At 69.3% G+C, this 25,118-nt stretch carries 22 protein-coding genes; 8 read left to right on the top strand and 14 right to left on the bottom strand.

Annotation, left to right across the window (positions count from 1 at the left end; translation table 11 throughout):
- Positions 1-16: 16 nt before the first annotated feature.
- The 3 genes from recG to EU555_RS22265 form a co-directional block, all read right to left on the bottom strand.
- Positions 17-2,131, bottom strand: a complete 2,115-nt coding sequence (gene recG, locus EU555_RS22275; RefSeq protein WP_135417423.1) for an ATP-dependent DNA helicase RecG — start codon at positions 2,129-2,131, stop codon at positions 17-19.
- Positions 2,132-2,369: 238 nt separating this feature from the next.
- Positions 2,370-2,888 (bottom strand): CHAP domain-containing protein, encoded by a 519-nt coding sequence (locus EU555_RS22270; RefSeq protein WP_135417422.1) that lies wholly within the window; start codon positions 2,886-2,888, stop codon positions 2,370-2,372.
- Positions 2,889-2,934: 46 nt separating this feature from the next.
- Positions 2,935-3,444 carry a lysozyme family protein gene (locus EU555_RS22265; RefSeq protein WP_205820980.1) on the bottom strand — a complete coding sequence of 170 codons (510 nt, stop codon included), beginning with the start codon at positions 3,442-3,444 and terminating at the stop codon, positions 2,935-2,937.
- A 404-nt stretch (positions 3,445-3,848) separates the two neighbouring features.
- Here EU555_RS22265 and EU555_RS22260 point away from each other — a divergent pair, with 404 nt between their 5' ends.
- Both EU555_RS22260 and mfd read left to right on the top strand, forming a co-directional pair.
- Positions 3,849-4,145, top strand: coding sequence for an FAD assembly factor SdhE (locus EU555_RS22260; RefSeq protein ID WP_135417421.1), 297 nt, complete (start codon positions 3,849-3,851; stop codon positions 4,143-4,145).
- 315 nt (positions 4,146-4,460) lie between these two features.
- Entirely contained in the window at positions 4,461-8,063 is a 3,603-nt protein-coding gene (gene mfd / locus EU555_RS22250) for a transcription-repair coupling factor (protein WP_135417420.1), read from the top strand.
- 58 nt (positions 8,064-8,121) lie between these two features.
- Here the strand turns inward: mfd and EU555_RS22245 are convergent, their stop codons facing one another.
- Together EU555_RS22245 and EU555_RS22240 are read right to left on the bottom strand one after the other, a co-directional pair.
- Positions 8,122-8,748, bottom strand: a complete 627-nt coding sequence (locus EU555_RS22245; RefSeq protein ID WP_245524435.1) for a 2-dehydro-3-deoxy-6-phosphogalactonate aldolase — start codon at positions 8,746-8,748, stop codon at positions 8,122-8,124.
- Positions 8,739-9,617, bottom strand: coding sequence for a 2-dehydro-3-deoxygalactonokinase (locus tag EU555_RS22240; RefSeq protein WP_135417419.1), 879 nt, complete (start codon positions 9,615-9,617; stop codon positions 8,739-8,741). The genes EU555_RS22245 and EU555_RS22240 overlap by 10 nt, the downstream gene beginning before the upstream one ends.
- A 284-nt stretch (positions 9,618-9,901) precedes the next feature.
- Here EU555_RS22240 and fahA point away from each other — a divergent pair, with 284 nt between their 5' ends.
- From fahA to EU555_RS22225, 3 genes are read left to right on the top strand one after another with little or no spacing between them, the layout of a single operon-like run.
- Positions 9,902-11,209 (top strand): fumarylacetoacetase, encoded by a 1,308-nt coding sequence (fahA, locus tag EU555_RS22235; protein ID WP_135417418.1) that lies wholly within the window; start codon positions 9,902-9,904, stop codon positions 11,207-11,209.
- On the top strand, positions 11,206-11,526 hold the full coding sequence (locus EU555_RS22230; protein ID WP_135417417.1) for a Rieske (2Fe-2S) protein: 321 nt from the start codon (positions 11,206-11,208) through the stop codon (positions 11,524-11,526). Before fahA ends, EU555_RS22230 begins: the two co-directional genes overlap by 4 nt.
- A gap of 34 nt (positions 11,527-11,560) precedes the next feature.
- Positions 11,561-11,995, top strand: coding sequence for a hypothetical protein (locus EU555_RS22225; RefSeq protein ID WP_245524434.1), 435 nt, complete (start codon positions 11,561-11,563; stop codon positions 11,993-11,995).
- Between the two features lie 51 nt (positions 11,996-12,046).
- On the opposite strand, the gene EU555_RS22220 is transcribed toward EU555_RS22225, so the two are convergent.
- Together EU555_RS22220 and EU555_RS22215 are read right to left on the bottom strand one after the other, a co-directional pair.
- Positions 12,047-12,529: a hypothetical protein gene (locus EU555_RS22220; protein WP_135417416.1), complete on the bottom strand. Its 483-nt coding sequence runs from the start codon at positions 12,527-12,529 to the stop codon at positions 12,047-12,049.
- 117 nt (positions 12,530-12,646) lie between these two features.
- A complete protein-coding gene (locus EU555_RS22215) occupies positions 12,647-13,003 on the bottom strand; it encodes a hypothetical protein (protein WP_135417415.1) in 357 nt (118 codons plus the stop codon).
- A gap of 357 nt (positions 13,004-13,360) precedes the next feature.
- Between EU555_RS22215 and EU555_RS22210 the strand changes: the two genes are divergently transcribed.
- Entirely contained in the window at positions 13,361-15,361 is a 2,001-nt protein-coding gene (locus EU555_RS22210; protein ID WP_135417414.1) for a calcium-binding protein, read from the top strand.
- Between the two features lie 599 nt (positions 15,362-15,960).
- On the opposite strand, the gene EU555_RS22205 is transcribed toward EU555_RS22210, so the two are convergent.
- The gene (locus EU555_RS22205; RefSeq protein ID WP_135417413.1) at positions 15,961-16,869 is read right to left on the bottom strand and encodes a 2-dehydropantoate 2-reductase; all 909 of its coding nucleotides are present in this window, start codon (positions 16,867-16,869) and stop codon (positions 15,961-15,963) included.
- A 187-nt stretch (positions 16,870-17,056) separates the two neighbouring features.
- Here EU555_RS22205 and zwf point away from each other — a divergent pair, with 187 nt between their 5' ends.
- Both zwf and EU555_RS22195 read left to right on the top strand, forming a co-directional pair.
- The gene (zwf, locus tag EU555_RS22200) at positions 17,057-18,577 is read left to right on the top strand and encodes a glucose-6-phosphate dehydrogenase (RefSeq protein WP_135417412.1); all 1,521 of its coding nucleotides are present in this window, start codon (positions 17,057-17,059) and stop codon (positions 18,575-18,577) included.
- A 6-nt stretch (positions 18,578-18,583) separates the two neighbouring features.
- Positions 18,584-20,500 carry an amylo-alpha-1,6-glucosidase gene (locus EU555_RS22195; RefSeq protein WP_135417411.1) on the top strand — a complete coding sequence of 639 codons (1,917 nt, stop codon included), beginning with the start codon at positions 18,584-18,586 and terminating at the stop codon, positions 20,498-20,500.
- A gap of 189 nt (positions 20,501-20,689) precedes the next feature.
- Here the strand turns inward: EU555_RS22195 and EU555_RS22190 are convergent, their stop codons facing one another.
- From EU555_RS22190 to EU555_RS22170, 6 genes are all read right to left on the bottom strand, one after another.
- Positions 20,690-20,869 carry a hypothetical protein gene (locus EU555_RS22190; RefSeq protein ID WP_135417410.1) on the bottom strand — a complete coding sequence of 60 codons (180 nt, stop codon included), beginning with the start codon at positions 20,867-20,869 and terminating at the stop codon, positions 20,690-20,692.
- An 80-nt stretch (positions 20,870-20,949) separates the two neighbouring features.
- Positions 20,950-22,029 carry a L,D-transpeptidase gene (locus tag EU555_RS22185; protein ID WP_245524433.1) on the bottom strand — a complete coding sequence of 360 codons (1,080 nt, stop codon included), beginning with the start codon at positions 22,027-22,029 and terminating at the stop codon, positions 20,950-20,952.
- Positions 22,030-22,072: 43 nt separating this feature from the next.
- Positions 22,073-23,341, bottom strand: a complete 1,269-nt coding sequence (locus EU555_RS22180; protein ID WP_135417409.1) for a polysaccharide deacetylase family protein — start codon at positions 23,339-23,341, stop codon at positions 22,073-22,075.
- A gap of 220 nt (positions 23,342-23,561) precedes the next feature.
- Positions 23,562-23,723, bottom strand: a complete 162-nt coding sequence (locus tag EU555_RS36305; protein ID WP_167858636.1) for a hypothetical protein — start codon at positions 23,721-23,723, stop codon at positions 23,562-23,564.
- Positions 23,724-23,870: 147 nt separating this feature from the next.
- A complete protein-coding gene (locus EU555_RS22175) occupies positions 23,871-24,761 on the bottom strand; it encodes an NAD(P)-dependent oxidoreductase (protein ID WP_135417408.1) in 891 nt (296 codons plus the stop codon).
- Positions 24,758-25,084, bottom strand: coding sequence for a putative quinol monooxygenase (locus tag EU555_RS22170; RefSeq protein ID WP_135417407.1), 327 nt, complete (start codon positions 25,082-25,084; stop codon positions 24,758-24,760). The genes EU555_RS22175 and EU555_RS22170 overlap by 4 nt, the downstream gene beginning before the upstream one ends.
- Positions 25,085-25,118 lie beyond the last annotated feature (34 nt).

Raw genomic sequence — 25,118 nt, 5'->3', positions numbered from 1 at the left:
GAGCCCCGCTTCCCCTTCACCCCGCCTGCAGCAGCTTCACCGCTGCATCCCGCTCGAACAGGTAGAGCAGCGCCCGCAGGGCGTGGCCCCGCTCCGTCTCGAGCCCCGGATCGCGCTCGACGATCAGCCTCGCATCGTCGCGCGCCGCCACGATCAGGTCGCCGTCGGCCTCCGGCCGGGCGAGGCGGAAGGCGGCCAGCCCCGACTGGCGGGTTCCCAGCACCTCGCCCTCGCCGCGCAGGCGCAGATCCTCCTCGGCGATGCGAAAACCGTCCTCGGTCTCGCGCATCATCTCGAGCCGGGCGCGAGCGACCTGGCCGAGCGGCCCCTTGAACAGCAGCAGGCAGGTCGAGGCGCCCGCGCCCCGGCCGACCCGGCCGCGCAGCTGGTGCAGCTGCGCCAGGCCGAAGCGCTCGGCGTGCTCGATCACCATGACGGTGGCCGCCGGCACGTCCACCCCGACCTCCACCACGGTGGTCGAGACCAGGATCTTGGTGTCACCGGCCACGAAGCGCTCCATCGCCTCGTCCTTGTCCTTGCCGGCCATCTTGCCGTGGACGAGCCCGACCGCGTCGCCGAAGCGCTCGCGCAACCCTGAGAACCGCTCCTCGGCGGCGGCGAGGTCGACGTATTCGGATTCGGCGACGAGCGGGCAGATCCAGTAGACCCGGTCGCCCCTGGCGAGAGCCCGCTCGAGGCCGAGCACCACCTCCTCGAGGCGGTCGGTCGAGACCAGCACCGTCTTGATCGGCTGGCGCCCGGCCGGCTTCTCGTCGAGGACCGAGACCTCCATGTCGCCGAAACAGGTCAGCGCCAGGGTGCGGGGGATCGGCGTGGCGGTCATCACCAGGATGTCGACCGCCGCGCCCTTGCCCCCGAGCGCGAGGCGCTGGTGCACGCCGAAGCGGTGTTGCTCGTCGACCACCGCGAGACCGAGGTCGTGGAACGCCACGTCGTCCTGGAACAGGGCGTGGGTGCCGACCACGATGTGGATCGACCCGTCGGCGAGGCCGGCGAGCGTCGCGCGGCGCTCCGCCACCCGGTCGCGGCCGGTCAGCAGCGCGAGCGTGAGGCCCGCTTCCTCCACCATCGGCCGCAGGCGCTCGGCGTGCTGGCGGGCCAGGATCTCGGTCGGCGCCATCATCGCCGCCTGGCGCCCGGCCTCGATCGCCGAGGCCATGGCGAGCAACGCCACCGCGGTCTTGCCGGAGCCGACATCGCCCTGGAGCAGGCGCAGCATGCGCCGCTCCGAGCCCATGTCGCCGCGGATCTCGGCGAGCGCCCGGGTCTGCGCTCCGGTGAGCCCGAACGGCAGCGCCGCCTCGATCCGCCGCGACAGGGCGCCGTCGCCGACATTCGTACGCCCGGGCGGGCGGTGCATCCGGCTGCGCACGAGAGCGAGCGCCAGCTGCGAGGCCAGAAGCTCGTCGTAGGCGAGGCGCCGGCGGGCCGGGGTCTTCAGGTCCTCCTCGGTCGCGGCGGCCTCCGCCGGGCGATGCTCGGTGCGGAGTGCCTCGGCGAAGGCCGGCCAGCCCTGGCGGTCGAGCCAGGCCCGGTCCTGCCACTCGGGGAGGGCCGGGAGACGGTCGAGGGCCGCGAGCGCGAGCTTGCCGATCGCCCGCGAGGTCAGCCCCTCCGTGGCGCCATAGATCGGCTCCACCGCCGGCAGGTCGGCCAGGCCCTTCTCGTCGAGGATGCGGGAGGGATGCACCATCTGGCGAAAGCCGTCCCACAGCTCGATCCGCCCCGAGACGTAGCGGTGGCTGCCGAGCGGCAGCATCTTCTCGATGCGGGCGCGGGGCAGGTTGAAGAACACCAGGGTGATGTCGCCGGTCTGGTCCTCGACCAGCACCCGGAACGGCTTTCGCCCGCCCACCGTCTGCGGCGGCCGGTGGGCCACGACCGTGACCCCGAGCGTCACCGGCTCGCCGGGCGGCGCCTCGGCGATCGAGCCGCGCAATTGCCGGGCGATGCCGCGCTGCGGCAGGTGGAACAGCAGGTCGACGACCCGGGCGGGGCGCTCCGGCGTGCCGACGAGCTTGTCGATCAGCACGGCGGCCTTGGGACCGGCCCCCGGCAGCACGGTCGCGGGGGCGAACAGGGGATCGAGCAGGGAGGGACGCAGCGACATCGGAACGGGGGCGGGGAGGATCCGCGGGCTCTATACACGACACCGTCGTGCTTGCGGGCCCGCGCGTGCCGCCGCAGGCGATAATTCGCCACGCCGGGCCAACGGCAGCGGCGCTCGCACCGCGGCTGCCGTCTCGTCCACCCGGGATGTCGGCCGCCCGGTCCGGTTACGTCCCTCCCCCGGCAGGATTTATGTCTCGCAAGACACGCGACTCCAAGTCACTCGACTCCAAGACACTCTACTCATCGAGATCGTCGCGCCATCCAATAAGAGACTCTTTCCTGTTCAGCCATATCGCGGGACCGGTGGCCTGGATGGCACTGCCGGTTCTGTCGTTGCTGACGGAGCAGTGTACAATGGATGTCACGGCTGCAATGCCGGTCTTGCTGTCATCGACCTCAAGGACGATCCCCATGTGGCCATCGTGGACCTTCCCATCGCTCCCCTTGTAATCGGGATAGACGAGGATGCAGCCGACTTTAGGCTTGCTGATTTGAGAGAAATACCCGACCGACGAACCAACGTCGGCATGGATGCCCGTCGTCTCGAACCATCCGCCATTAACTTTCTTGTAAAGGGGATGATCGACCTTTCGTGATACGCGGAAGCACCATGCCACGAACCCCGAACAGTCGATCGACACTTCCGACGATGGCCACTTGTTCGCCGAGAGACTGGGGGTGACGCCAGGGCTCTTGTACTTGACGTTCTGGTCGATGGCGGACGTTGCCCTTAGGATCAGGGTCTTCACATTCATGGCCGTATCCCCATGATGGCGAGTTGGCACGAGTTTTGAATTGTTATCATCCTCTGAATTCGTCCTTGAGTCCTCTGATCAATTTGTTATATACTTTTGCGGATGCCTCAGCTTTTGTTATCGTTCCGTCTTTGTTGGCGTCAAGTCCTTTGTTTTGCTGATAGGCTTTGGCTGGAGATTTAAACAAAATATGTGCGGCGCTCTTGCCGACGGCAGCAGGATACAGTATCGTCATGTAAACATCGGAAATGTTGTGCATTTTGTTGGTATACGGCTTCAGATACAATTCTACGAAGTCCAACTGCTGAACGGCTGTCATCTGTGCCAGTTGAGTGGTCGTCGTCCCAAGTCCGACCGCAGTATCCGGCATGAACTGGATAAGTCCGGTGGCCCCGCTTTGTTGATTCACGATATCCGGTCGAAATGTTTCACCCGTTTCGAAGGCCATGGCGGCCATCAGGTAGCTGGGATCGCAGCCAAGATGGCCCGAGATCGCAATCACCTTGTTTTTAAATGAAGGCGATATCTTTTTGTGTTTTCCGAAAGCGATTTCCATGGCCGGACCTCTCCGATCGTCTTATTTGGCCAGAGACCTCGCCTTTCGTCAAGATATTGGCAGCTCGCTCACGGACATCACGTCTAAAATCTTCAACTATTGGATGTTTATAGTGCGTAGTTAATTCGTATTCAGACTTCAAGCATTGGTTTATGGGATCTTCGCTTGGGATTTCATTGTTTATGCACTATTATTAGGCAGGGGTTATGAAGGGTTATATGCTGTATTGGGCAGATTTAATCTATCAAATATTATTGCTATGCCGACAATCATTTTCGTGCATCGTTGTTCGGTGAAATGCAGCGTGACCAGGCGTCGGCGATGTCGGATTGGGTTTCCCGGTGCGCGGTCAGGCGCTACATCCGTCGCGGGATCATCCTCGAGCCAGGAAAGCCACGGGCGATATGACCGGCACCACCCGCACCAGCGCCGACCTCGATCCGCGCCGCCGCCGCACCCTCTACCGCTCCTGGCACCGGGGCATCCGCGAGATGGACCTGATCATGGGCCGCTTCGCCGATGCCGAGATCGGCACGCTGACCGACGCGGAGCTCGACGATTTCGAGCTGCTGATCGAGGTGCCGGACCGCGACCTCTTCCGCTGGATCACCGACGAGGCCGAGACGCCGTCGAACTACGACACCCCTGTTTTCCGGCGCCTCAAGGCGTTCCACCAGCACGGGGCGCCGGTGGATCTGTGAGGTGGCGCTGACGAGCGAGAGGCTTCGAAGCGGGGAGCGGGATGAACCCTCCCCCCACTGCGGGGGAGGGTGTCCTGCGGAGCAGGACGGGAGAGGGGCAGCGCGACGGCGCAGGATATGGCGCCTTCACCGCGGTCTCGACCTCTCCGGAAGCGGCGTCCCCTCTCCCGACCCCTGCTGACGCAGGGGCCACCCTCCCCCGCAGAGGGGGGAGGGTTGCGCGCCTCGTTCTGGCGCGTTGATTGATCCTGAGCCTACCGACTGACGACCCCTGCCCCAGCCCGATCTGAACGCCGAAGACTCCGAAAAACCCTTATGGCCAAGCCTGCCCCCAAGCCCCCCGCTCCGCCCGCGGCTCCGAAAAAGCCCCCGGCCGCCCGCTTTGCCCTGCCGAAATCCGCGGCGCTGACGAAGGCCGTGGAGGCGCTGAAGGCCGGTGACAGCGCGACGCTGGCGCGGGTGCCGGACGGGTTCGACGCCCTGGTGGTGGCCGACCTCGCCCGCGCCCTCTCGCAGGTGGCGGAAGGCCCGGCGGTGCTGGTCCACGTCGCCCGGGACGGCACCCGCTCGGCGGCCTTCGCCAGCGCGCTCGCCTTCGTGGCCCCCGAGATCGAGGTGATGAGCGTCCCGGCCTGGGACTGCCAGCCCTATGACCGCGTCTCGCCCAACGCCGCCATCGCGGCGCAGCGCATGACGGCGCTCTCGCGGCTTGCCCGCACCCGCTCCTCGGCCGAGAAGCCGCGCATCGTCCTGACCACGGTCAACGCCCTGGTGCAGCGGGTGCCGCCGAAGTCCCGCATCGCTGTCGAGACCTTCTCGGCGGCGCCCGGCAACGCGCTGGACACCGACCAGATCGTCGCCTGGCTCGAGGCCAACGGCTTCCTGCGCACCGGCACCGTGCGCGACACCGGCGAGTACGCGGTGCGCGGCGGCATCATCGACCTGTCCCCGCCCGGCTTGGCCAACCCGGTCCGCCTCGACTTCTTCGGCGACACCCTCGAGTCGATCCGCGCCTTCGACCCCGAGACCCAGCGCACCATCGGGCAGCTGCGCGCCCTCGACCTCGTGCCGATGAGCGAGGTGCAGCTCACCACCGAGACGATCCGGCGCTTCCGCCAGGGCTATGTCACCGCCTTCGGCGCCGCGACCCGCGACGACCGGCTCTACGAGACGATCAGCGAAGGCCGCCGCTATGCCGGCCTCGAGCACTGGATGCCGCTGTTCTACGACCATCTCGACACCCTGTTCGACTATCTCGCCGGGGTGCCGCTCGTCCTCGACCACCAGGTCGACGACGCGGTGGCCGAGCGCCTGTCCCAGGTCCAGGAATACTACGACGCCCGCTGCGAGGCCTTGCGGGAGCGCCAGAGCGGCACCGCCCCCTACAAGCCGCTCAAGCCCGACGCGCTCTACCTCTCGCCGAACGAGTGGGCGAAGCGCATCGAGGCTGCCACGGTCGCCCGCCTCGCGCCCTTCGACGTGCCGGAAGTCTCCGGGCGGCGGCTGATCGACTGCGAGGGCGTGCCCGGCCGCAGCTTCGCGCCGGAGCGCGCGCAGGAGGACGTCAACGTCTTCGACGCGGCGGTCAGCCACGTCCGCGACCTGCAGGCCTCCGGCCATCACGTCGTCCTGGCGGCGTGGTCGGAGGGCTCGCGCGACCGGCTCTGCGGCGTGCTGACCGAGCACGGGCTGCAAAAGCCCAAGAGCATCACGCGGCTCTCCGACATCCTGGCGATGAAGCGCGGCCAGGATCTCGGCGTCGCGGTCTGGGGCCTGGAGGCCGGGTTCTCCGCCGGCCAGCTGGCCGTGGTGGCGGAGGGCGACATCCTCGGCGACCGGCTGGTACGGCCCAAGCGCAAGGCCAAGCGCCCCCAGGACGTGATCCTGGAGGTGCAGGCGCTCGCACCCGGCGACCTCGTGGTCCACGCCGATCACGGCATCGGACGCTTCGTCGGCCTCAAGACCGTGACGGCGGCGGGCGCGCCCCACGACTGCCTGGAGATCCAGTACAGCGGCGGCCTGCTCTTGCTGCCGGTCGAGAACATCGAGCTCCTGACCCGCTACGGCTCGGAGGATGCCGATGTCGCCCTCGACAAGCTCGGCGGCGGCGCCTGGCAGGCGCGCAAGGCCAAGCTCAAGCGCCGGATCATGGAGATGGCCGGCGCCCTCATCAAGGTCGCGGCCGAGCGCTTCCTGAAGTCGGCGCCCAGGATGGCGCCGCCGGAAGGCACCTACGGCGAGTTCGCCGCCCGCTTCCCCTACGAGGAGACCGAGGACCAGGAGGCGGCGATCGCCGCCACCCTCGGCGACCTCACCTCCGGCCGACCGATGGACCGGCTGATCTGCGGCGATGTCGGCTTCGGCAAGACCGAGGTGGCGCTCCGCGCCGCCTTCGTCACTGCCTTGTCCGGCAAGCAGGTGGCGGTGGTGGTGCCGACCACGCTCTTGGCGCGCCAGCACGCCCGCACCTTCGAGACCCGGTTCAAGGGCCTGCCGGTCAACGTCGCCCAGGCCTCCCGCTTCGTCAGCAGCGCCGAATTGAAGAAGGTCCGCGAGGGCCTCGCCGACGGCTCGATCGACATCGTGGTCGGCACCCACGCGCTGCTCGCGAAAAACATCACCTTCAAGGATCTCGGCCTCATCATCATCGACGAGGAGCAGCATTTCGGCGTCGCCCACAAGGAGCGGCTGAAGGCGCTGAAGGCCGAGGTCCACGTGCTGACGCTCTCGGCGACGCCGATCCCGCGCACGCTCCAGCTCGCGATGACGGGGGTGCGCGAGCTCTCGATCATCGCGACGCCGCCGGTCGATCGCCTCGCGGTGCGCACCTTCGTGATGCCGTTCGATCCGCTCTCGATCCGCGAGGCGCTCCTGCGCGAGCGCTACCGCGGCGGCCAGGCCTTCTACGTCGTGCCGCGCATCGAGCACCTGGAGGAGGTCAAGCGCTTCCTCGACCGCGAGGTGCCGGAGGCCAAGGTGGCGGTGGCCCACGGCCAGATGGCGGCGGGCCAGCTCGAGGACGTGATGACGGCCTTCTACGAGGGCCAGTACGACATCCTGCTCGCCACCACGATCGTCGAGTCGGGCCTCGACATCCCGACCGCCAACACGCTGATCGTCCACCGCGCCGACATGTTCGGCCTCGCCCAGCTCTACCAGCTGCGCGGCCGGGTCGGCCGCTCCAAGGCCCGGGCCTACGCCCTGTTCACCACGCCCGAGGGCAAGACCCTGACGGTGCAGGCCGAGCGGCGCCTCTCGGTGCTGCAATCCCTCGACACGCTGGGGGCCGGCTTCCAGCTCGCGAGCCACGACCTCGACATCCGCGGCGCCGGCAACCTTCTGGGCGATGAGCAGTCCGGCCACGTTAGGGAAGTCGGCTACGAGCTCTACCAGCAGATGCTCGAGGACGCGGTGGCGGCGCTCAAGTCCGGCAACACCCTGCCGACCGACGAGCAATGGTCGCCCACGATCGCGCTCGGCGCCCCGGTCACCATGCCGGAGGACTACGTCGCGGATCTCTCGGTGCGCCTCGGCCTCTACCGCCGCCTCGCGACGCTCGAGAACGACCAGGAGCTCGAGAGCTTCGGCGCCGAGCTGATCGACCGCTTCGGCCCGATGCCGCCGGAGGTCGAGCAGCTGCTCAAGATCGTGACGATCAAGATCCTGTGCCGCGAGACCAACGTCGAGAAGGTCGAGGCCGGCCCGAAGGGCGTCGTCATGCACTTCCGCGACCGCGCCTTCGCCAACCCGGCCAGGCTCGCCGGCTACATCGCCGAGCAGCGCTCCTTCGCCAAGGTGCGTCCGGACATGAGCGTGGTCTTCATCCGCGACCTCGCCACGGTGGCCGAGCGGCTGAAGGAGACCACCGCCATCCTGCGGGACCTGGTGAAGCTGACCACGAAGAAGAAGGCGGCGTGACCCGGAACGGCGCGTGCCGAACGAGCGGACCGGGGGGCGACGGGCCCCGACCGGTTCCTCAGAGCGCCGCGATCAGCGCCCTCGCCTTGGCGGCGACGGCGTCGGCGGTGTCGCCGGGCCGGTAGAGCGAGGAGCCGCAGCCGTAGCCGCTGGCGCCGGCCTCGCGCCAGGCCGGCAGGCTGCGGGCATCGACCCCGCCGACCGGCAGGAGCGGCGTGCCCTTCGGCAGCACCGCCCGCAGGGCCTTCAGCATCGGCGGGCCGCCGGCCTCGGCCGGGAAGAGCTTGAGGGCGTCGGCCCCGGCATCGAGGAGCCCGAAGGCCTCGGCCGGGGTCAGGAAGCCCGGCATCGCCACCATGCCGCGGGCCTTGGCGGCGCGCACGAGGGCCGGGTCGGCGTGGGGCGTCACCAGCAGGCGCCCGCCGGCCTCGGCCACCGCCTCGACCTCGGCCTCGCGGCGAAACGTGCCGGCGCCGACGAGCGCCCGGTCGCCGAGGCGCGCCGCCAGACGGCGCACGCTCTCGACCGGCTCGGGCGAGTTGAGCGGCACCTCCAGGATCACCACGCCCTCGGCCACCAGCGCCTCGCCGATCGCCTCGACCTCGTCCGGCCGCACGCCGCGCAGGATCGCCACCAGCGGGCAGCGCGACAGCCACTCCGTCACATCCAGGCGGCTCACATCCATGCGGTTCTCTCCCCGATCAGCGCCAGGCCGCGGGCGGCGGCGTCCGGATCGCCCGCGATCGCCTCGCCGCCCCTGAGGACGATCGCCCGGCCGTAGAGCGCCATCAGCGGGCCCGAGCCGACGAGGCGCACCGAGGCCGGTGTCGTCATGGCGGCGGAGACCTCGTGCCCGATCAGCAGGCCCGACAGGTAGCTCGCCGCGTCCTCCGCCGCGAGCCGGCCGAACAGCCCGAGGGTCCGGGTGCCGAACAGGTGGTGGAGCAGGCCGCCCTCCTCGCCGGCGCGGGCGATTCCCGCCTCGAAGGCCGGGCCGATCTCGGCCGTCCCGGTCATCATCCGGCCCAGGATGGTGTGGTCCTTGAGGGCCGCGAAGGCCTCGCCGGTCAGGCTGGTCGAGAAGCCGGCGATGCGCCCGCCCGCGACCCGCACCCACTTGGCGTGGCTGCCGGGCAGGCACAGGAGCGCGTCCTCGTCGCTTCGCGCCAGCGCGCCGAAGACCTGGACCTCCTCGCCGCGCATCACCTCCGGCACGCCGGACGCGTCCTCGGCGCTCAGGCCCGGGACCAGCCGCACCGTCGCCTCCGCGAACGGGACCGGCTCCACGGCCCCCGCGAGGTCGTCGAGCCCCGCCGGGCAGGCGAGGTACGGCGCCTCCTGCCAGCCCTGCCGGCTGCCGACCATGCCGGAGAGCAGCACCCGCGTCTCGCCATCCGCCAGCCAGGGGCCGACCATGCCGGCGAGGGCCGCCGGAAAGCCGCCCTCCGGCACCCGCAGGATGCCGCCCGCGCCCTCGCGCCGCTCCAGCACCGCCCCGTCCGGCGCGAGCCGGTAGGCCCGGGCGCTGCTCGTTCCCCAATCCACCGCGATCATGCCGGACGCTGTGCCCCAGGGGCGGCGCCCGCGCAACCGCCGCGCGGCTTGACGCCGGTCCGGGCCCCTCCTATCCAGGACGGAACGGTTGCAAACGAAACCAATCGGCAGGGCAGGCAATCGACGGGGCAGGAAGGGGTCGTCGCCATGACGAGCGAGGCGAATGTCCGGGCGCCGTCCGGACCCCACCCCGCCACCGGGTCCGGTCCCGCCCCTGGAACTCCGCCGTCGGGCCGCCGCCCCGTCTGGCCGCAACGGGACGCCCGCCAGACGGAGGTGCGGTGATGGCGGATCTCGACCACACCCACGATCCGTCGGTCCGCTCCTGCGTGCCCGGCGCGGACGGGCACCCCGACTTTCCGATCCAGAACCTGCCGTTCGGCGTGTTCTCGCCTGAGGGCGGCGGGAAGCGGATCGGCGTCGCGATCGGCGACCACGTCCTCGATCTCGCGGCGGCGCAGGCGGCGGGGCTCCTCACCGGCGAGGCGGCGCGGGCGGTCGCGGCGGCCGGGGACGGCGCCCTCAACGGCCTCCTCGCCCTCGGCGCCGGCCCGCGGCGGGCCCTGCGGGCGCAGCTCTTCCGGCTCCTGCGGGCGGACGGCCCGGACCGCGACCGGGTGCCGCCGCTCCTGCACGCCGCCGCCTCCTGCACGCTGCACCTGCCGGCGCGGATCGGCGACTACACCGACTTCTTCGTCGGCATCCACCACGCCACCAACACGGGCCGCCAGTTCCGGCCCGACCAGCCGCTCCTGCCCAACTACAAGCACGTGCCGGTGGGCTATCACGGCCGGGCCTCGTCGATCCGGCCGTCCGGGACCCCGGTGCGCCGCCCGCACGGCCAGGCCAAGCCCCCTCATCGTGACGCACCGGTCTTCGGCCCGTCCCGCCGGCTCGATTACGAGCTCGAGCTCGGGGTGTGGATCGGGCCCGGCAACGACCTCGGCGCGCCGGTCCCGGTCGGCGAGGCGGATGCGCAGATCGCGGGCTTCTGCCTGCTCAACGACTGGTCGGCCCGGGACATCCAGGGCTGGGAGTACCAGCCCCTCGGGCCGTTCCTGGCCAAGAGCTTCGCCACCACGATCTCGCCCTGGATCGTCACGCCCGAGGCGCTGGCGCCGTTCCGCGTGCCCCAGGCGCCACGGCCGGAGGGCGATCCTGCGCCCCTGCCCTACCTCCTCGATCCGGCCGACCAGGCCGGCGGCGCCCTCGACCTCGCCCTCGAGATTCGGCTCTCGACCGCTTCCTCCCGCGCGGCCGGCCTCGCGCCGGACGTCGTCGCCCGCTCGAATGCGCGGCACATGTACTGGACGGTGGCCCAGATGGTGGCCCACCACACCAGCGGCGGCTGCAACCTGCGGCCCGGCGACCTCCTCGGCACCGGCACGCTCTCGGGCCCGGATCCGGAATCCTGCGGCAGCCTGCTCGAGACCACGAACGGCGGCAAGGCGCCGATCCGCCTCATGAGCGGCGAGGAGCGCCGCTTCCTCGAGGACGGCGACGAGGTGATCCTGACGGCGCGGGGCCTGCGCGACGGCTTCGCGCCGATCGGCTTCGGACCCTGCCGCGCCGTGGTGCTGGGGGCCGCATGACCTGGCACGCCGTCGCCGCGCTCGCGGAGTTCGAGGACAGACCGGTCCTCGCCCGCGAGGCCGAAGGACAGGCCCTCGCCCTCTACCGCCTCGACGGCGCGGTCTACGCCACGCAAGCCCGGTGCACCCATGCGGGCGCCCTCCTCACGGAGGGCGAGGTGGTGGAGGGCTACATCGAGTGCCCGCTGCATTACGGCCTGTTCGAGATCGCCACCGGCCGGGCGCAGGGCGGGCCGGTCTGCCGCGACCTCGCGACCTACCCGGTCCGGGTCGAGGACGGCCAGGTCTGGGTCGAGATCGCGCCCGTCGGGGCCTGAACGCCGCGGCCGCCGCTGCGGGCCGGGTGCTGCCATGCGCGTGCTGCATCCCGCTCACGGAATGATGAAGTGCCATTCCGTCCGTGCATTGTTAGATCAAGACCACCGTTCGATAGTCGAAGCGGTCGCTCCGAACCCGGAGGCACGCATGAAACGACTCTTTCTCGCCGGTCTCTCATTGTTTCTGGTCTTGCCGGCCTCCGCGCAGACCGGTGCCAATCCTGCGGAAATCAGGGAGCCGGGGCCGCCCAGGATCACGACACCGTTCGAAGGTCAGGAAGAGGTCTTCGAGGGCAGCCGGACGCAGGTCGACAATGCGGGTCCGGGCTCGACCGGGACGCTGGCCCGCAGCGGGCTCGGCGCCGACAACTGGACCAACGACAGCGCCAACACCTCGAACTCGTCGGATCCCGAGCGGGGCCTCCCGAACACCGGAAGCGGCGGCGGCGATCCCGGCGGCGGGTCGTAGAAGGATGCCGGCCCTGCCCCGATCCTGCCGGGGCCGGGCCGGCGCTGCCTCTCAGCGGGACCGGACGAAGCGCGCGCCGTTCCAGGTCAGCGTCATCGGGCAGGGCTCGGCGCCCGCCTTGCCGCATGCGCTGCCGTGCAGGTTGAGCACCATGGCGGGCCTGCCGTTCACGGTGCGGAACTTCAGGTTCCGGACGTTCTCGTCGAGGACCTTCACGTAGCCGCCCCGTCCGGTCGAGGCGAACACCGTCGTGTTGCACCCGGCCGAACCGCAAAACGGCGCCCCCTGGTCCCCGCACTTGTATGCGCCGTAATCCAGGATGACGTCCGGGATCCCGTCGCCGTTCACGTCCTTGCGCGAGACGAAACCGCGCCCGAACACCCGCTCGCGCGGCCTGCAATCCTGAACGGTGGTGTTGATCTCATCCTGGACCTGGCGCGGCAGGTCGTGGGTCTGGGCCTGTGCATGCGCGGACAGAAGCGACAAGACGAGGGCTGCCGATGCGGCAACCCCCGTGCGGACGAGAACGCGCATCGAGTGTATCCGGCTTGCCCACTTGCGTTCGAGCCCGACGGCTCCTCTCGCGCAGGTCTCGGGTGCTCACGCCGCCCATGCCGGGAGGCTGGCCGGATCGGCGCGCCGCCGTCAACATCACCCTGCGCGGGAGGCGTGGATGGGCGCGCGTCCGTCGCCATGGTCAACGTCCGAAGTCGCCCGCATCCCTGACAATCCGAAGGCCCAGCCCGTGAACTCGGCCGAAGGTTCGAGGAGCGGCAGTTTAATGGCTCTGCCGCTCGCGGCAGCCCGCACGATCCCATCGGTGAACGTAGTTTTGCAGGCGGTCGCGGGCACTGACAAGCGGCCCCGCCCCTCCCAGATCGCCGCCGTGAAATGCGCGATCCGCTCCGCCGGGAGAACCGAGCGCGCCAGTGGGATCATCTCGCAGACAAACGGTTTGTCCCCGGGGCCGAAGCTCTCACGGGGAGCGCGCTGCAGCACGCGGTTCATCCTGTGTCTGTGCCCGCTGCCACGACATCGTCACCGCCGTCCCGGGTTGGCGCATGCGAAGACCCGATGAACCACGATCGCTCGTCCTGTCAGCATACCCATCCCAAGTAAGAACCGAGGGTGCATCATTGCACGGAGCTTTCGCAGAAACGTCGGCGTTACGTTCAAGAGTGTTCCGGCGAACCAGGGCCTTTGGTCCCCCGATTACCCTGCAAGGTGATCCTCTCGAACGTGCATTGCTCTAACACTGCATCATCAATATTGCCGACGGGGAAAAATGCCCTTCTCTAATCCGTCCAATAAAGTATGTATTGTACATACGCGATTATCTGTTGACTGCAAGCTTAGGCCGACCATATGATTGGCCGCAAGCAAAGGGAGGCCATGATGGCATATACATTTTTTTCGTCAAATTCCTATAATGTTAATAATTTTTATAACACATTTTATAATACGCAATCAAATCCAGCATCTTATCTTTACACGAGCACAGCAAATCCTTTCTCATTTCCCAGCAGTGGCCCAGTTACTGTAGACACTGTTTTGGAGTTTGGTTTAAACTTTGGATTGGTCCAAATCAGAGCGCCAGTGCCCGGCGTTCCGGGCGCATTCTATAGCAATACCTACAGGCAAACCGGTTACCAGTCACCAACTGGCATTGTTTTCAACAGCACTTCCGGATCGGGCTCACCGATTTATCTTGATACCAGCTCGTCAAACCAGTCATACACGTTTCACACTCTCATCAATACAAATCAAGCGCTCTTTCCGTACAGCCCACCTTTAGTTCCGCTGGCGATCACACCGGCCACTTCTCGACTTCCGTTGCAAGTTACGGACGCGGCACCAGGACAAGCCAACTCCTTCCTTGCAAGATCTCCTTCAGATGCCATATCGTATGCCAACTCACCGCGAGGCGTCATTGTAGATCTTGGTGGTCAGATCAGTTGGGACGGCGTGGCGAATGACAGAATTACAAACTTTATGAATGTCATTGGATCCACGTTCAATGACATATTGCAAGGAAACAATTTCGATAATGTGATCGAAGGGTATGGCGGTACAGATACAATCAGGGGCGGTCTCGGCAGTGACACCGTCAGTTTCTCAAGTATCGGACGAAGCGTCACCATTGATCTGGCAAGTTTATATACTTATGACGGAGTGAATTATTCGTTTTTACAAAGTATTGAAAACGCGATTGGATCGAACAGAAATGATTCTATTTTCGGCGATAGCGGTAATAATGTATTGGATGGACACGGTGGCGCTGATTTAATCAACGGAGAACTTGGAAGTGATACTGTAAGCTTTGCAAGTACAAGCAGAGGTGTCATCATCGATCTTGTCAACCAGCTGACCTGGGATGGCGTCGACAATTCCCGACTGGTAAGTATCGAAAATGCAATCGGTACGACAGCGAACGACATCCTCGTTGGCGACAACGGTGACAACATCCTTGAGGGGTATGGTGGCAGGGACACCGTCCGAGGTGGCAACGGAAGCGACACGATCAGCTTTGCCAGCTCAGAGCGAAGTGTTATTATTGATTTGGCAAACCAAGTTACCTGGGATTTCACAAATAATACATTCCTCGAGAGTATCGAGAACGCAGTCGGATCGACGGGAAATGATACTTTGTCCGGGGATTCGGGCAACAATGTCTTGGATGGGCATGGAGGGGCGGATCTCATCAGAGGCGGCAGCGGCAGCGATACCGTAAGCTTCGCAAGCACCGATCGAGGGGTGATTGTCGACTTGAGCAGCCAGCGGACATGGGATGGCGTTAATAACTCTGATCTACAAAGCATAGAAAATGCAATAGGTACAAGATCAAACGATATCTTTGGCGGCAACAGCGGCGATAACGTGTTTGACGGGTTTGGTGGACAAGATACAATTCGCGGCGGGAGTGGAAACGATACAGTGAGCTTTGCCAGTGCGTCGCGGGGAGTAATTATTGATCTTGGAAGTCAAGTAACTTGGGATTATTCAAATAACAGCTATCTTACTGGTATTGAAAGCGCAATCGGATCTGCGTATGACGATATAATTGGTCCTGCTGATTTCCGGACCGGAAGCCCCAGCGGCTTCCTCACTGGTAATGGTGGTTCCGACACATTCTCCTTCACCTATCGCGGCTTTGGAACTCAGACTATTACCGATTTCCAGGCCACGTCAGGGCAGGGGCACGATACGTTGCAGTACGCCCGTGGCCTGTTTACAAACGATAATCCGTTGACCTCTGCGATCGCCTTCGATGGTGGTACTTTGCTCGCTGCGACCGATCAGAGTCAGATCGTTCTGCTGGGCGTAAGACTGAGCGATCTGGATAGTTCGGACTTCCGGCTCGTGTGAAGCTTGCTGCAAAGACGGGGCGGCCATTACTGGCCGCCCCTGTCGCATTGATGCTGACCCACCCGCGCGAAGCCCTTCCGGCGTTCGCACGAGGTGCTTTCGATCACCGCATGCCGCCATCCCGCTGAGTTCCGGTTTCAGGTCGTCGAACTGATCCGCGCCCAACGCGATCCACCCGGTCTTACCCGTGAGTTCGGGCCCCTCGACCAGGCCACCCGGACTGGGTTGCTCGGGCGGATCGGACCGAAGATCGCAAGGCGAAAGCCGGGATCCTCACGGCCGCCGAGCGTGAAGAACTGGATCCTCCGCGCCGCGAGGTCTTTCAGTTGCGGCTGGAGCGGGATCCAGTCAAGAAGCCGCGGCCTGGTTCGCGCGGGAGACTGCCGACGTGCTGTCGGGAACTTCCGGACCGTGAGCGCTCGCCAGACCACTATCCCATCTCTGTCATGGTCCCCAGCGGGCCCCGATCGCGCTGTCGCGAGGGGGTTCCTCTTCGGCGTTTCGGAAGCAGGCGATCATGCTCCGTGGCCGGGAAAGCCCTCCCCACGCCGCAGGCCGATGCCGCATTGCTGGCAGGGGATCAGGATGATCCAGGCGGATCAGTCCTTCGCGTCGAAGCCCCGCCCGCTCACCGCGCCGGCGAGGGCCAGGATCGCCCGGTTGAGCGGCACGTCGATGCCGTGGCGCTCGGCGGCCGCCACGACGGCGCCGGTGATGTGATCGTGCTCGAGCGGACGCCCGGCGAGGCGGTCGTAGAGCATCGAGCTGCCGCCGTCGCCGCCCATGCGCAGGTAGCCGTCGAGGACGCGCTCGCCGTCCGCTTCGGTCAGCCGGGCGCCCTCGGCATTGGCGACCCGGATCACCTCGGCCATCACCCCGCGGGCGAGGGCCTGGACCGCCGGATCGGCGAAGACCGGGAGGCGGCGCAGGGTGAGCGCCGTGATCGGGTTGGCGACCGCGTTGCTGAGGAGCTTGCGCCACGCGACCGTGACGAAGTCGCTCTCCTGGGTGATCGCGAACGGCGTGCCGGAGAAGAGCCGCGCGAAGGCGGACCCGTCCTCGCCCGCCGGGACGCTCATCCGGGTGCTGCCGTGATGCACGATGCGGCCGGGGGCCGTGCGCTCGACCGAGCAGTAGATGATGGCCGGCATGACCGGCACGCCCGCCGGCAGGTGCGGCCGCGCCCGTTCCGCCTGGCCGACGCCGTTCTGCACCACCACCACCCGGGTGCCCGGGCCGACGAGGGTGCGAAACCACGGCGCTGCGCTTCCCGTGTCCTGCGCCTTGGTGGTCACCAGCACCCAGTCGGCCGCCGCCACCGCATCCGGGCTGGCGACGATGCGCACAGGCACCTCGCGCTCGCCCGCCGCATCGACCACGACGAGGCGCTCGAAGGGCGTGCGCACGCACAGAGTGACGGCGCGCCCCGCTCCCTCCAGCGCCCCCGCCAGGTAGCCGCCGATGCCGCCGCTGCCGATCACCGCGACGCTGCCCGTGCCGTCCGCCATCGTTTCGCCCACCGTCAGTCTCTGTCGCCGAGAGAAGTAGCCGGGCGCCTCCCCGCGGGAAAGCCGCCGGGAACGCGGGTGGGGGCTGCACCCAAGTGGTGAAGGGCGCTTGCGAAGGACGCTCTTGTCCGCTGCAATGCGGGATATAGCTTCACCGCCGTCGCGCCCCTTCGGCAAGGAGAGCCCCATGACGTCGCACGTCCCGGTGGAGGGGCACGCCGCCTCCGGAAACCGGCCGGCCCCGCCCTGCACCATCGTGATCTTCGGCGCCGGCGGCGACCTGACCAAGCGCCTGCTGATGCCGGCGCTCTACAACCTCGCCGGCAGCCACCTGCTCGACGCTACGACGACGATCTGGGGCGTCGACCACGGCGAGGGCTCGGACGAGAGCTGGCGCCAGACCCTCTCCGACACGATGCAGTCCTTCACCGAGGACGAGACGGCGGAGTTCCACGCCAAGCACATCGACCCGACCGCCTGGGGCTTCGTGCGCGAGCGCCTGCACTACCTCGAGGGCGATTTCCTGGCTCCGGAGACCTACCGGCAGGTCGCTGAAAAAATTCCCGGCAACGCCGTGTTCTACCTCGCGGTGGCGGCGCGCTTCTTCGCGCCGATCGTCGAGCATCTCGGGGCCGCCGGGCTTCTGAAGCAGGCGGACGGTGCCTTCCGCCGGGTGGTGATCGAGAAGCCGTTCGGCAGCGACCTCGCCTCGGCGCAGGAGCTGAACAAGCGGCTCCTCACCGTGGCCGACGAGTCGCAGCTCTACCGGATCGACCATTTCCTGGGGAAGGAGACGGTGCAGAGCATCATGGCGATCCGCTTCGCCAACGGGATGTTCGAGCCGATCTGGCGCCGGGACTTCGTCGACCATGTCCAGATCACCGCCGCCGAGACGATCGGCGTCGAGGAGCGCGGCGCCTTCTACGAGCCCACGGGCGCCCTGCGGGACATGGTGCCCAACCACCTCTTCCAGCTCCTGTGCATGACCGCGATGGAGCCGCCGGTCTCCTTCGACGCCGAGGCGGTCAGGACCGAGAAGGCGAAGCTCGTCCAGGCGGTGCAGCCGGTCCAGCCCGGGGACGCGGTCCGCGGCCAGTACCGGGCCGGCACCGTGCAGGGCCGTGCCGTCCCGGCCTACCGGGACGAGCCGCACGTGGCGCCCGACAGCCGCACCGAGACCTACGCGGCGCTCAAGCTCACCATCGACAACTGGCGCTGGGGCGGCGTGCCGTTCTACCTGCGCACCGGCAAGCGGATGACCAGTCGGCGCACCGAGATCGCGATCCACTTCAAGCCGGCGCCCTATCGGCTGTTTCGCGACACTGCCGTCGACCAGATCGCCCCCAACATCCTGCGGATCATGGTCGATCCGGTCCAGGGCATGGTGACCGAGTTCAACGCCAAGGTGCCGGGCCCGTCGATGCGCCTCGGCGCGGTGCGCTCGACCTTCCGGGAGGGCGACTTCTTCCCGCAGGAGCCGAAGGTCGGCTACGAGACCTTGCTCTACGACTGCCTGTGCGGCGACGCGACCCTGTTTCAGCGCGCCGACAACATCGAGGCGTCCTGGGCCGCGGTCGACCCGCTGGTGAAGGCCTGGGGCGCCGGCGGCGAGCCGGACTTCTACGAATCCGGCAGCGCCGGCCCGGCGGCGGCCGACGCGCTGCTCGCCCGGGACGGCCGGCACTGGCTGCCCCTCGACGGCGAGTAGGAGGCCGTGGATGGTCCGGCGGACGGCCGCGAGTGGCTCGAGGCCGACGGCCTCGGCGGCTTCGCCTCCGGTCCCGCCTTCGGGCCCCGCACCCGGCGCTACCACGCCCTTCTCCTCACCGCCACGACCCCGCCGACCGGCCGCGTGGTGCTGGTCAACGGGATCGAGGCCGCGGTCGCGACGGCGGGCGGGGCCTTCCCGCTCTCGACGCAACGATACGCCCCGGACGTGCTCCACCCCGACGGCTGGCGCCACGTCACGGCGTTCTCAAACCGGCCCTGGCCGCGCTGGACCTTTGCCCTGCCTGACGGCACGACGATCCTGCACGAGGTGCTGGTCGAGCCCGATTCCTGCGAGACGCTGCTGCGCTGGCAACGCCTGGCCGGCGACGGGCCCTGCACGCTGAGCGTGCGCCCGCTCCTGTCGGGCCGCGACTACCACGCCCTCCACCACGAGAACCCGGCCTTCGCCTTCGCGGCGACGGTGCGCGGCGGAAACGTCGCCTGGCGGCCCTATCCCGACCTGCCGGCGGTCGCGGCGCTGACCAACGGCACCTACGCGCACGCGCCGGACTGGTACCGGAATTTTCTGTACGTCGCGGAGCGTGAGCGCGGCCTCGACGATACCGAGGACCTGGCGAGCCCGGGATCCTTCGCCTTCGACCTCGCGGCGGGCGCCGGCGTGATGATCCTGCGCAGCGGCGACGGCCTCACTGTCCGCGCCGGGCCCCATGCCGAGCGCCTGGTCGCGGCCGAGCGGGCGCGCCGCGCGGCGCTGACGCCGCTCGCTCTGGCGGCGGGCGCCTACCGCGTCGACCGGCCGGGCGGCCGCACCCTGGTGGCGGGCTTCCCGTGGTTCACCGACTGGGGCCGGGACACCTTCATCGCCCTGCGCGGGCTCCTCGTCGCCACCGGCGCCCTGGCGCAGGCGCGGGCGATCCTGCTCGCCTGGGCCGGCGCGGTGAGCGAGGGCATGATGCCGAACCGCTTCCCCGATCGCGGCGAGGCGCCCGAGTACAACGCCGTCGACGCCTCGCTCTGGTACGTGGTGGCGGTCCACGACGTGCTCGCGGCCCACGCGGCGGCCGGGCACCCGGTGCCCGAGGCGGAGGCTGCGCGCCTGGCAGAGGCCTGCGCGGCGATCCTCGACGGCTACGCCGCCGGCACGCGCTACGGCATCGCGGCCGATGCGGACGGTCTCCTGCGCGCCGGCGTGCCGGGGGTGCAGCTCACCTGGATGGACGCCAAGGTCGGCGACCGGGTGATCACCCCGCGGATCGGCAAGCCGGTCGAGATCCAGGCGCTGTGGATCAACGCCCTCAGGATCGGCATCGCCCGCTGGTCGCCGCGCTGGCGCGCGCTGGAGCAGCGCGCCTCCGCCGGCTTCGCGCGCTTCGTGTCGCCGTCCGGCGCCCTCTACGACGTGATCGACGCCGACCACGTCCCGGGGGCGGTCGACCCGCGCGTTCGGCCGAACCAGATCCTGGCGGTCGGCGGGCTGCCCCACCCGCTGCTGGCGGGCGCGCAGGCCCGGGCGGTGGTCGACACGGTCGAGGCGCGCCTCCTCACGCCGCTCGGCCTGCGCTCCCTCGACCCCGCCGATCCGGATTATCGCGGACGCTATGGCGGCGGGCCGGCGGAGCGGGACGGCGCCTATCACCAGGGCACCGTCTGGCCCTGGCTGATCGGCCCGTTCGTCGATGCCTGGCTCGGGGTGCGCGGCCGCTCGGCCGAGGCCCGGGCCGAGGCTAGGTCGCGCTTCCTGCCGCCGCTCGCCGCCCACCTGGAAGAGGCCGGCCTCGGCCACGTCAGCGAGGTGGTCGACGGCGACCCGCCCCACCGCCCCGGCGGCTGCCCGTTCCAGGCCTGGTCCCTCGGCGAGCTGATCCGCGTGCGGCGGATGCTCGACCTCGACCCGGTGTGAGGACGAGGATGGTCCTTCCATGGGAGATTGCTTGGCTCGGAGCCATCTGACGCGCCGACAGGGTCATCGCCCTCCTTGTCGTCCCTGTGCGGCTGCGCGGCTCCGGGATGATAGGAAGGAGTCGACGCCGTCGCGGCGACAGACCCTTGGCGCCTGGGCCCACCCCGTCGCGAACCGGGTCCGACAGGCTCACAGCGAGCGGATCTTCTCCTCGATGCGCCGCGCCTCCTCCTCGTCGATCTCGACCGGGCTGCTGGTGTCGTTCGGCAGGCCGGGGCCGGTCTGGGCGATCGTCGCGTCGCGCGGGCGGGCGTTGGGGCCGTTCGAGATCTTGGTCGGGCGGGGCTCTCTCGTGTCGTCGTCGGCCATCGGTGCCTCCTGGGGCGAGTCTGTCGGAGGCAATCGGCCGGGCGTGCCATCGTTCCGGCACGGCCCCGGCCGGAGGGACGTCAGATCACCATGACCTTGGTGCCGACGGGCACGAAGCGGTAGAGCTCCATCACGTCCTCGTTCAGCATCCGGAAGCATCCCGCCGAGGCGGCGCGCCCGATCGAGCTCGGATCGGTCGTGCCGTGGATGCGGTAGAGCGTGGAGCCGAGATAGAGCGCCCGCGCCCCGAGGGGGTTGCGCGGTCCCCCGGCGACGGTTTGGGGCAGCCCGGGCCGCTTCCGGCGCATCTCCGGCGTCGGCGTCCATTGCGGCCATTCCTGCTTGGCGGTCACGGTCTGGACGCCCTTCCAGGTCGTGCCGGGACGCCCGACCGCCACCCGGTAGCGGATCGCCGTGCCGTCGCCGCGCACGAGGTAGAGGAGGCGCGACGCGGTGTTGACCACGATGGTCCCGGGCGCCTCGGCGCCCGGATAGCCGATCACCGTGCCCCGCTTCACCGAGGGCAGCGCCGGCAGGCTCGACGCGGCCGGCGGCGGCGGGCTCGGCGCGGCGGGCACCGGCAGCGGCTCGGCGGGGAGCGCCGCGAGACCGATGGGAATGCCCGGCGCGAGGGCGAGGCTCGGCACCGAGGGCGCGCGCGCCGGCTCGGCCGGGAGCGCGGCGAGGCGCAGGGGCGCGTCGGGCAGCGACAGGGGCGTCGGCGCGGGCGCGGGTGCGTCGCTTGCGGCGACGCGGCGGGGTGCGTCGGCGGTCGCGGCGGGCCGGGAGCGGCAGCGATAGACCCGCTGGCCGTCCGCCCGCATGGTCTGCGGCCCGATCGCGTCGACGACGATCTGCCGGGCCTCGGCATGCGCGTCGGCCCGCAGATCCGCGACCGAGCGGTAGCAGCGCATGTGGAGGCGGTAGCCGATCGCCGTGTCGGAGACCCGGTCGATCCGGCAGTGCAGCTCGTGCGCCTCGAGCCGCGCCTCCGCGGACGGCTTCAGACGGATCTCGAAGGCCCGCGGGCTCGCCGGGTCGGCGCAGTCCTTCAGGCTCGGCGCCCACCAGCCGGTCGGCGATTCGTCGGCATCGATCGCGTGGGCGGCGCCGGTGCCGCAGAGGAGGATCAGGGGCAGGAGCCGGCCGAGACGTCGCATCGTGAGGGGCTTTCGGGCGGGAAAACAGTCGGCGGGGCGGTGTTCAGCGCGGCGGGCTGCCCGCCTCGGCGACGGGGCGGAAGCCGCCCGCGGCCGGGGCGGCACCGATCACCACGAACCCGCTCCAGCCCGCCCGGTGCGCCGGGCCGAAGCCGGGGACCGCCCCGTGCATCGTGATCGGCCCGCGGCCGGCCTCGCGCGGGACCGAGCCCGTTTCCGACGGGCCGGGGGCATCCGCGACCAGCGCGACCCGGACGGCCCGGCCTGGGTTCGGGAGCGGTTCCGATCGGGCACGGGGCGCCGGCACCGCCGGCCGTGCGGCCGGCCGGACCTCCGCTTCCTCCTCGAACAGCCCCGCCCGCAGGCGCAGCGGACCCTCCTCGCTCGCGACCACGACGCGCGACGGCTGCCCGGCCCGGGCGACCGGCCCGGGGGCGGCCGTGCCGTCGGGCGCGCGGGCCGCCATCCGCACCGCCTCCATCCGGGTCCCGAGCCGGTCGAGGGCCAGGCGGATCGGCCCCGCCTGCGGGGTGTCGAGGGCCGCGAGGGCGGCCTGGGTGTCGGCCTGCGCCGGCACCACGTGGACGACGCGGTAGTTGCGCGCCTTCAGGGCCCGCAGCAGGTCCGGCAGGATCGCGACGGTCCGGGGCTGGATGTCGTGGAGCAGGATGATCCCGCGCCCCGCCGCGTCGAGGCGCTTGAGCACCCGCTCGAGCACCTCCGCCGGGGTGATCCGCTTCCAGTCGTCGCCGTCGACGTCGACGCTGAACGGCATCAGCCGCTGGGCGGCGGCGGTGCGGTCGAGGGCGGCGGTGTGGCCGAGGCCGGGGAAGCGGAAGAACGGCGACAGGGCCGGGTCGCTCTCGTCCAGGACGGTGCGGGCGGCCTGGAGCCCGGCATTGATCTGCTCGCGATGCACCGCCTGGCTGCGCACGCGGTCGAGGTAGCGGTGCGACCAGGTATGGGTCGCGATGGTGTGGCCCTCGGCGGCGGTCCGGCGCAGGGTGTCGGGGAACTGCGCCACCATGGTGCCGACGACGAAGAAGGTCGCCTTGACGCATTCCGCCTTCAGGGCGTCGAGCACGGCGGCGGTGCGCCGCGGCATCGGCCCGTCATCGAAGGTCAGCACCACCTCGCCGCGCGCGAGCGGCAGGGTGCGCCCGTAGCTCGCCCGCCCGACCGGGCCCTGCGAGAACGGCACTTCGAGGACCCGCGCGGTGCCCAGCGCCTCCGGCCGGCACTCCTCCGCCGCCGCCGCGGCCGGCGGCAGAAACAGGAATCCGGACAGGAGCAGGGGCCTGAAGCAACGCACAAACACACTCCACCACGACCGCCGGTCATGAACCGATTTATCTCACGCAAACCTGAGTCGCAGGTAAACGCATCGGCTTCGTGGTGCAGTCTCTCCGGGACGGAATGACGACGATGCGTCTAAATCTGTCGTCGTGATATGTTGCAACCGCGCAGAATAACAGGGTTAACGGTCGTATAATCTTGGTTATTGGTCGGAAATTGCCTTGAGGCCGACGTCATCACCAGACCGTCGCATGCAATCCGCCCGCGTATTCGTCGCGTTCGACCCGCGATGGAAGCGGGCCGGCGGGTGCGCTTGGCCGAACCGGCCTGGCGGCGTGGCGCGCGAGGCCGGCCCGCATCGCGCGCAACACGATCACCGCGACGGTGATGCCGGTCATGTCCGGGATCCGCGCGGCGGACACCGCCGAGCGCGCGACCCGAGCCAGGTTCGCTCCGGCTCCCCCGGCTCAGGCCGGGGGCGGAGTCCGGGCTCGACTCTCATCCCCTTGCGCCTTCGACCGAGTCCGTTCGAAGGCGCGGCGGCATCAGGCCGTCGACAGGCCGTTGCGGCGGCGGATCTCGCGGATCACCGCGCTGTGGTCGAGGTCGCCGTCGCCCTGCGCCACCATCTCGGAAAACAGGCGATCGACGAGGGACAGGACCGGCAAGGTCAGGCCGAGCGTCGCGGCATGGGACAGGGCGGTGCCGGTATCCTTGACCTGGTACTTGGCCGGGCCGCCCGGGGCGAAGTCCCGGGCGATCATCCGCAAGGCATGCTGCTTGAGGATCGTCGAATCGGCGAAGCCGCCGAGGAGCGCCTCGCGGACCTTGGCCGGATCGGCCCCGCCGCGCTCCACGAAGGTGATCGCCTCCGCCACCGTGACGAGGGTCGAGGCGACGATGGCCTGGTTGGCGAGCTTGGCCAATTGCCCGCTTCCGGCCGGCCCGACATGGGTCACCCGCCCCATCGCCGCCAGAATCGGCTCCGCCCGGCCGAACGCCTCCGGGGTGCCGCCCGCCATGATCGCGAGGGTGCCGGCGACCGCGCCGCGCTCGCCGCCGGAGACGGGTGCGTCGACGGCGTGGATCCCGGCCGCGGCGGCGGCCTCGGCCTGGCGCTGCGCGGTCTCGACCGGGATCGAGCTCATCACCGCGAGCACGCTGCCGGGCGACATCGCCGCGATGACGCCCCGGGAGCCGAGCAGGATCTCGTCGCAGGCCGGGCCGGAGCTCAGCATGCAGATCACCGCGTCGGCGCCGCGGGCCGCCTCGCGCGGGTCGGCCGCGACCGTCGCCCCGTCCTCCGCCAGGGCGGCCGCCTTGGCCGGCGAGCGGTTCCAGGCGCGGACGGCGTGGCCGGCCCGGCAGAGGTGGCGCGCCATCGGCGCGCCCATGATGCCGGTGCCGAGGAAGCCGATCGTCAGGGGCGCGGTCATGCCGCCTCCGCGCCGCTGAAGGTCCGGTGAAGGAACCGCACCGGCCGCTCCTCCGCGATCAGCGCCGGGAAGCCGGCCCGGAACCGGGCGAGGTGCGGCGTCTCGAGATGCGCGTCGAAGGCGGCGCGGTCGTCGTAGACCTCGTAGAACACCACCGTGAGCGGGTCGCTCCCGCTCACCGCGACGTCGAAGGCGCGGCAGCCGGGCTCGTGCGCCACCGAGGCGCGGGCATCGTCATGGGCGAGGTCGAGGAACGCGTCGAGGGAGCCGGGCTTCACCCGGAACTCGGCGATGACCACGAAGGGCCGGGATGTCAGAGGCATGGGCGGGCTCGCGCGGCGCCGGCCCGTCCGGCGC

This window comes from Methylobacterium nonmethylotrophicum (genome assembly GCF_004745635.1).
GTDB classification, from domain to species: Bacteria; Pseudomonadota; Alphaproteobacteria; order Rhizobiales; family Beijerinckiaceae; genus Methylobacterium; species Methylobacterium nonmethylotrophicum.
The sequence above is the reverse complement of the archived record's forward strand: the minus strand, read 5'-3'. Positions and strand labels throughout refer to the sequence as shown.

Excerpts from the sequence above, each read along its gene's own strand:
- recG (WP_135417423.1), bottom strand. The coding sequence starts at position 2,131 with ATGTCGCTGCGTCCCTCCCTGCTCGATCCCCTGTTCGCCCCCGCGACC.
- EU555_RS22270 (WP_135417422.1), bottom strand. The coding sequence starts at position 2,888 with ATGAATGTGAAGACCCTGATCCTAAGGGCAACGTCCGCCATCGACCAG.
- EU555_RS22265 (WP_205820980.1), bottom strand. The coding sequence starts at position 3,444 with ATGGAAATCGCTTTCGGAAAACACAAAAAGATATCGCCTTCATTTAAA.
- EU555_RS22260 (WP_135417421.1), top strand. The coding sequence starts at position 3,849 with ATGACCGGCACCACCCGCACCAGCGCCGACCTCGATCCGCGCCGCCGC.
- mfd (WP_135417420.1), top strand. The coding sequence starts at position 4,461 with ATGGCCAAGCCTGCCCCCAAGCCCCCCGCTCCGCCCGCGGCTCCGAAA.
- EU555_RS22245 (WP_245524435.1), bottom strand. The coding sequence starts at position 8,748 with ATGGATGTGAGCCGCCTGGATGTGACGGAGTGGCTGTCGCGCTGCCCG.
- EU555_RS22240 (WP_135417419.1), bottom strand. The coding sequence starts at position 9,617 with ATGATCGCGGTGGATTGGGGAACGAGCAGCGCCCGGGCCTACCGGCTC.
- fahA (WP_135417418.1), top strand. The coding sequence starts at position 9,902 with ATGGCGGATCTCGACCACACCCACGATCCGTCGGTCCGCTCCTGCGTG.
- EU555_RS22230 (WP_135417417.1), top strand. The coding sequence starts at position 11,206 with ATGACCTGGCACGCCGTCGCCGCGCTCGCGGAGTTCGAGGACAGACCG.
- EU555_RS22225 (WP_245524434.1), top strand. The coding sequence starts at position 11,561 with ATGCGCGTGCTGCATCCCGCTCACGGAATGATGAAGTGCCATTCCGTC.
- EU555_RS22220 (WP_135417416.1), bottom strand. The coding sequence starts at position 12,529 with ATGCGCGTTCTCGTCCGCACGGGGGTTGCCGCATCGGCAGCCCTCGTC.
- EU555_RS22215 (WP_135417415.1), bottom strand. The coding sequence starts at position 13,003 with ATGAACCGCGTGCTGCAGCGCGCTCCCCGTGAGAGCTTCGGCCCCGGG.
- EU555_RS22210 (WP_135417414.1), top strand. The coding sequence starts at position 13,361 with ATGATTGGCCGCAAGCAAAGGGAGGCCATGATGGCATATACATTTTTT.
- EU555_RS22205 (WP_135417413.1), bottom strand. The coding sequence starts at position 16,869 with ATGGCGGACGGCACGGGCAGCGTCGCGGTGATCGGCAGCGGCGGCATC.
- zwf (WP_135417412.1), top strand. The coding sequence starts at position 17,057 with ATGACGTCGCACGTCCCGGTGGAGGGGCACGCCGCCTCCGGAAACCGG.
- EU555_RS22190 (WP_135417410.1), bottom strand. The coding sequence starts at position 20,869 with ATGGCCGACGACGACACGAGAGAGCCCCGCCCGACCAAGATCTCGAAC.
- EU555_RS22185 (WP_245524433.1), bottom strand. The coding sequence starts at position 22,029 with ATGCGACGTCTCGGCCGGCTCCTGCCCCTGATCCTCCTCTGCGGCACC.
- EU555_RS36305 (WP_167858636.1), bottom strand. The coding sequence starts at position 23,723 with ATGACCGGCATCACCGTCGCGGTGATCGTGTTGCGCGCGATGCGGGCC.
- EU555_RS22175 (WP_135417408.1), bottom strand. The coding sequence starts at position 24,761 with ATGACCGCGCCCCTGACGATCGGCTTCCTCGGCACCGGCATCATGGGC.
- EU555_RS22170 (WP_135417407.1), bottom strand. The coding sequence starts at position 25,084 with ATGCCTCTGACATCCCGGCCCTTCGTGGTCATCGCCGAGTTCCGGGTG.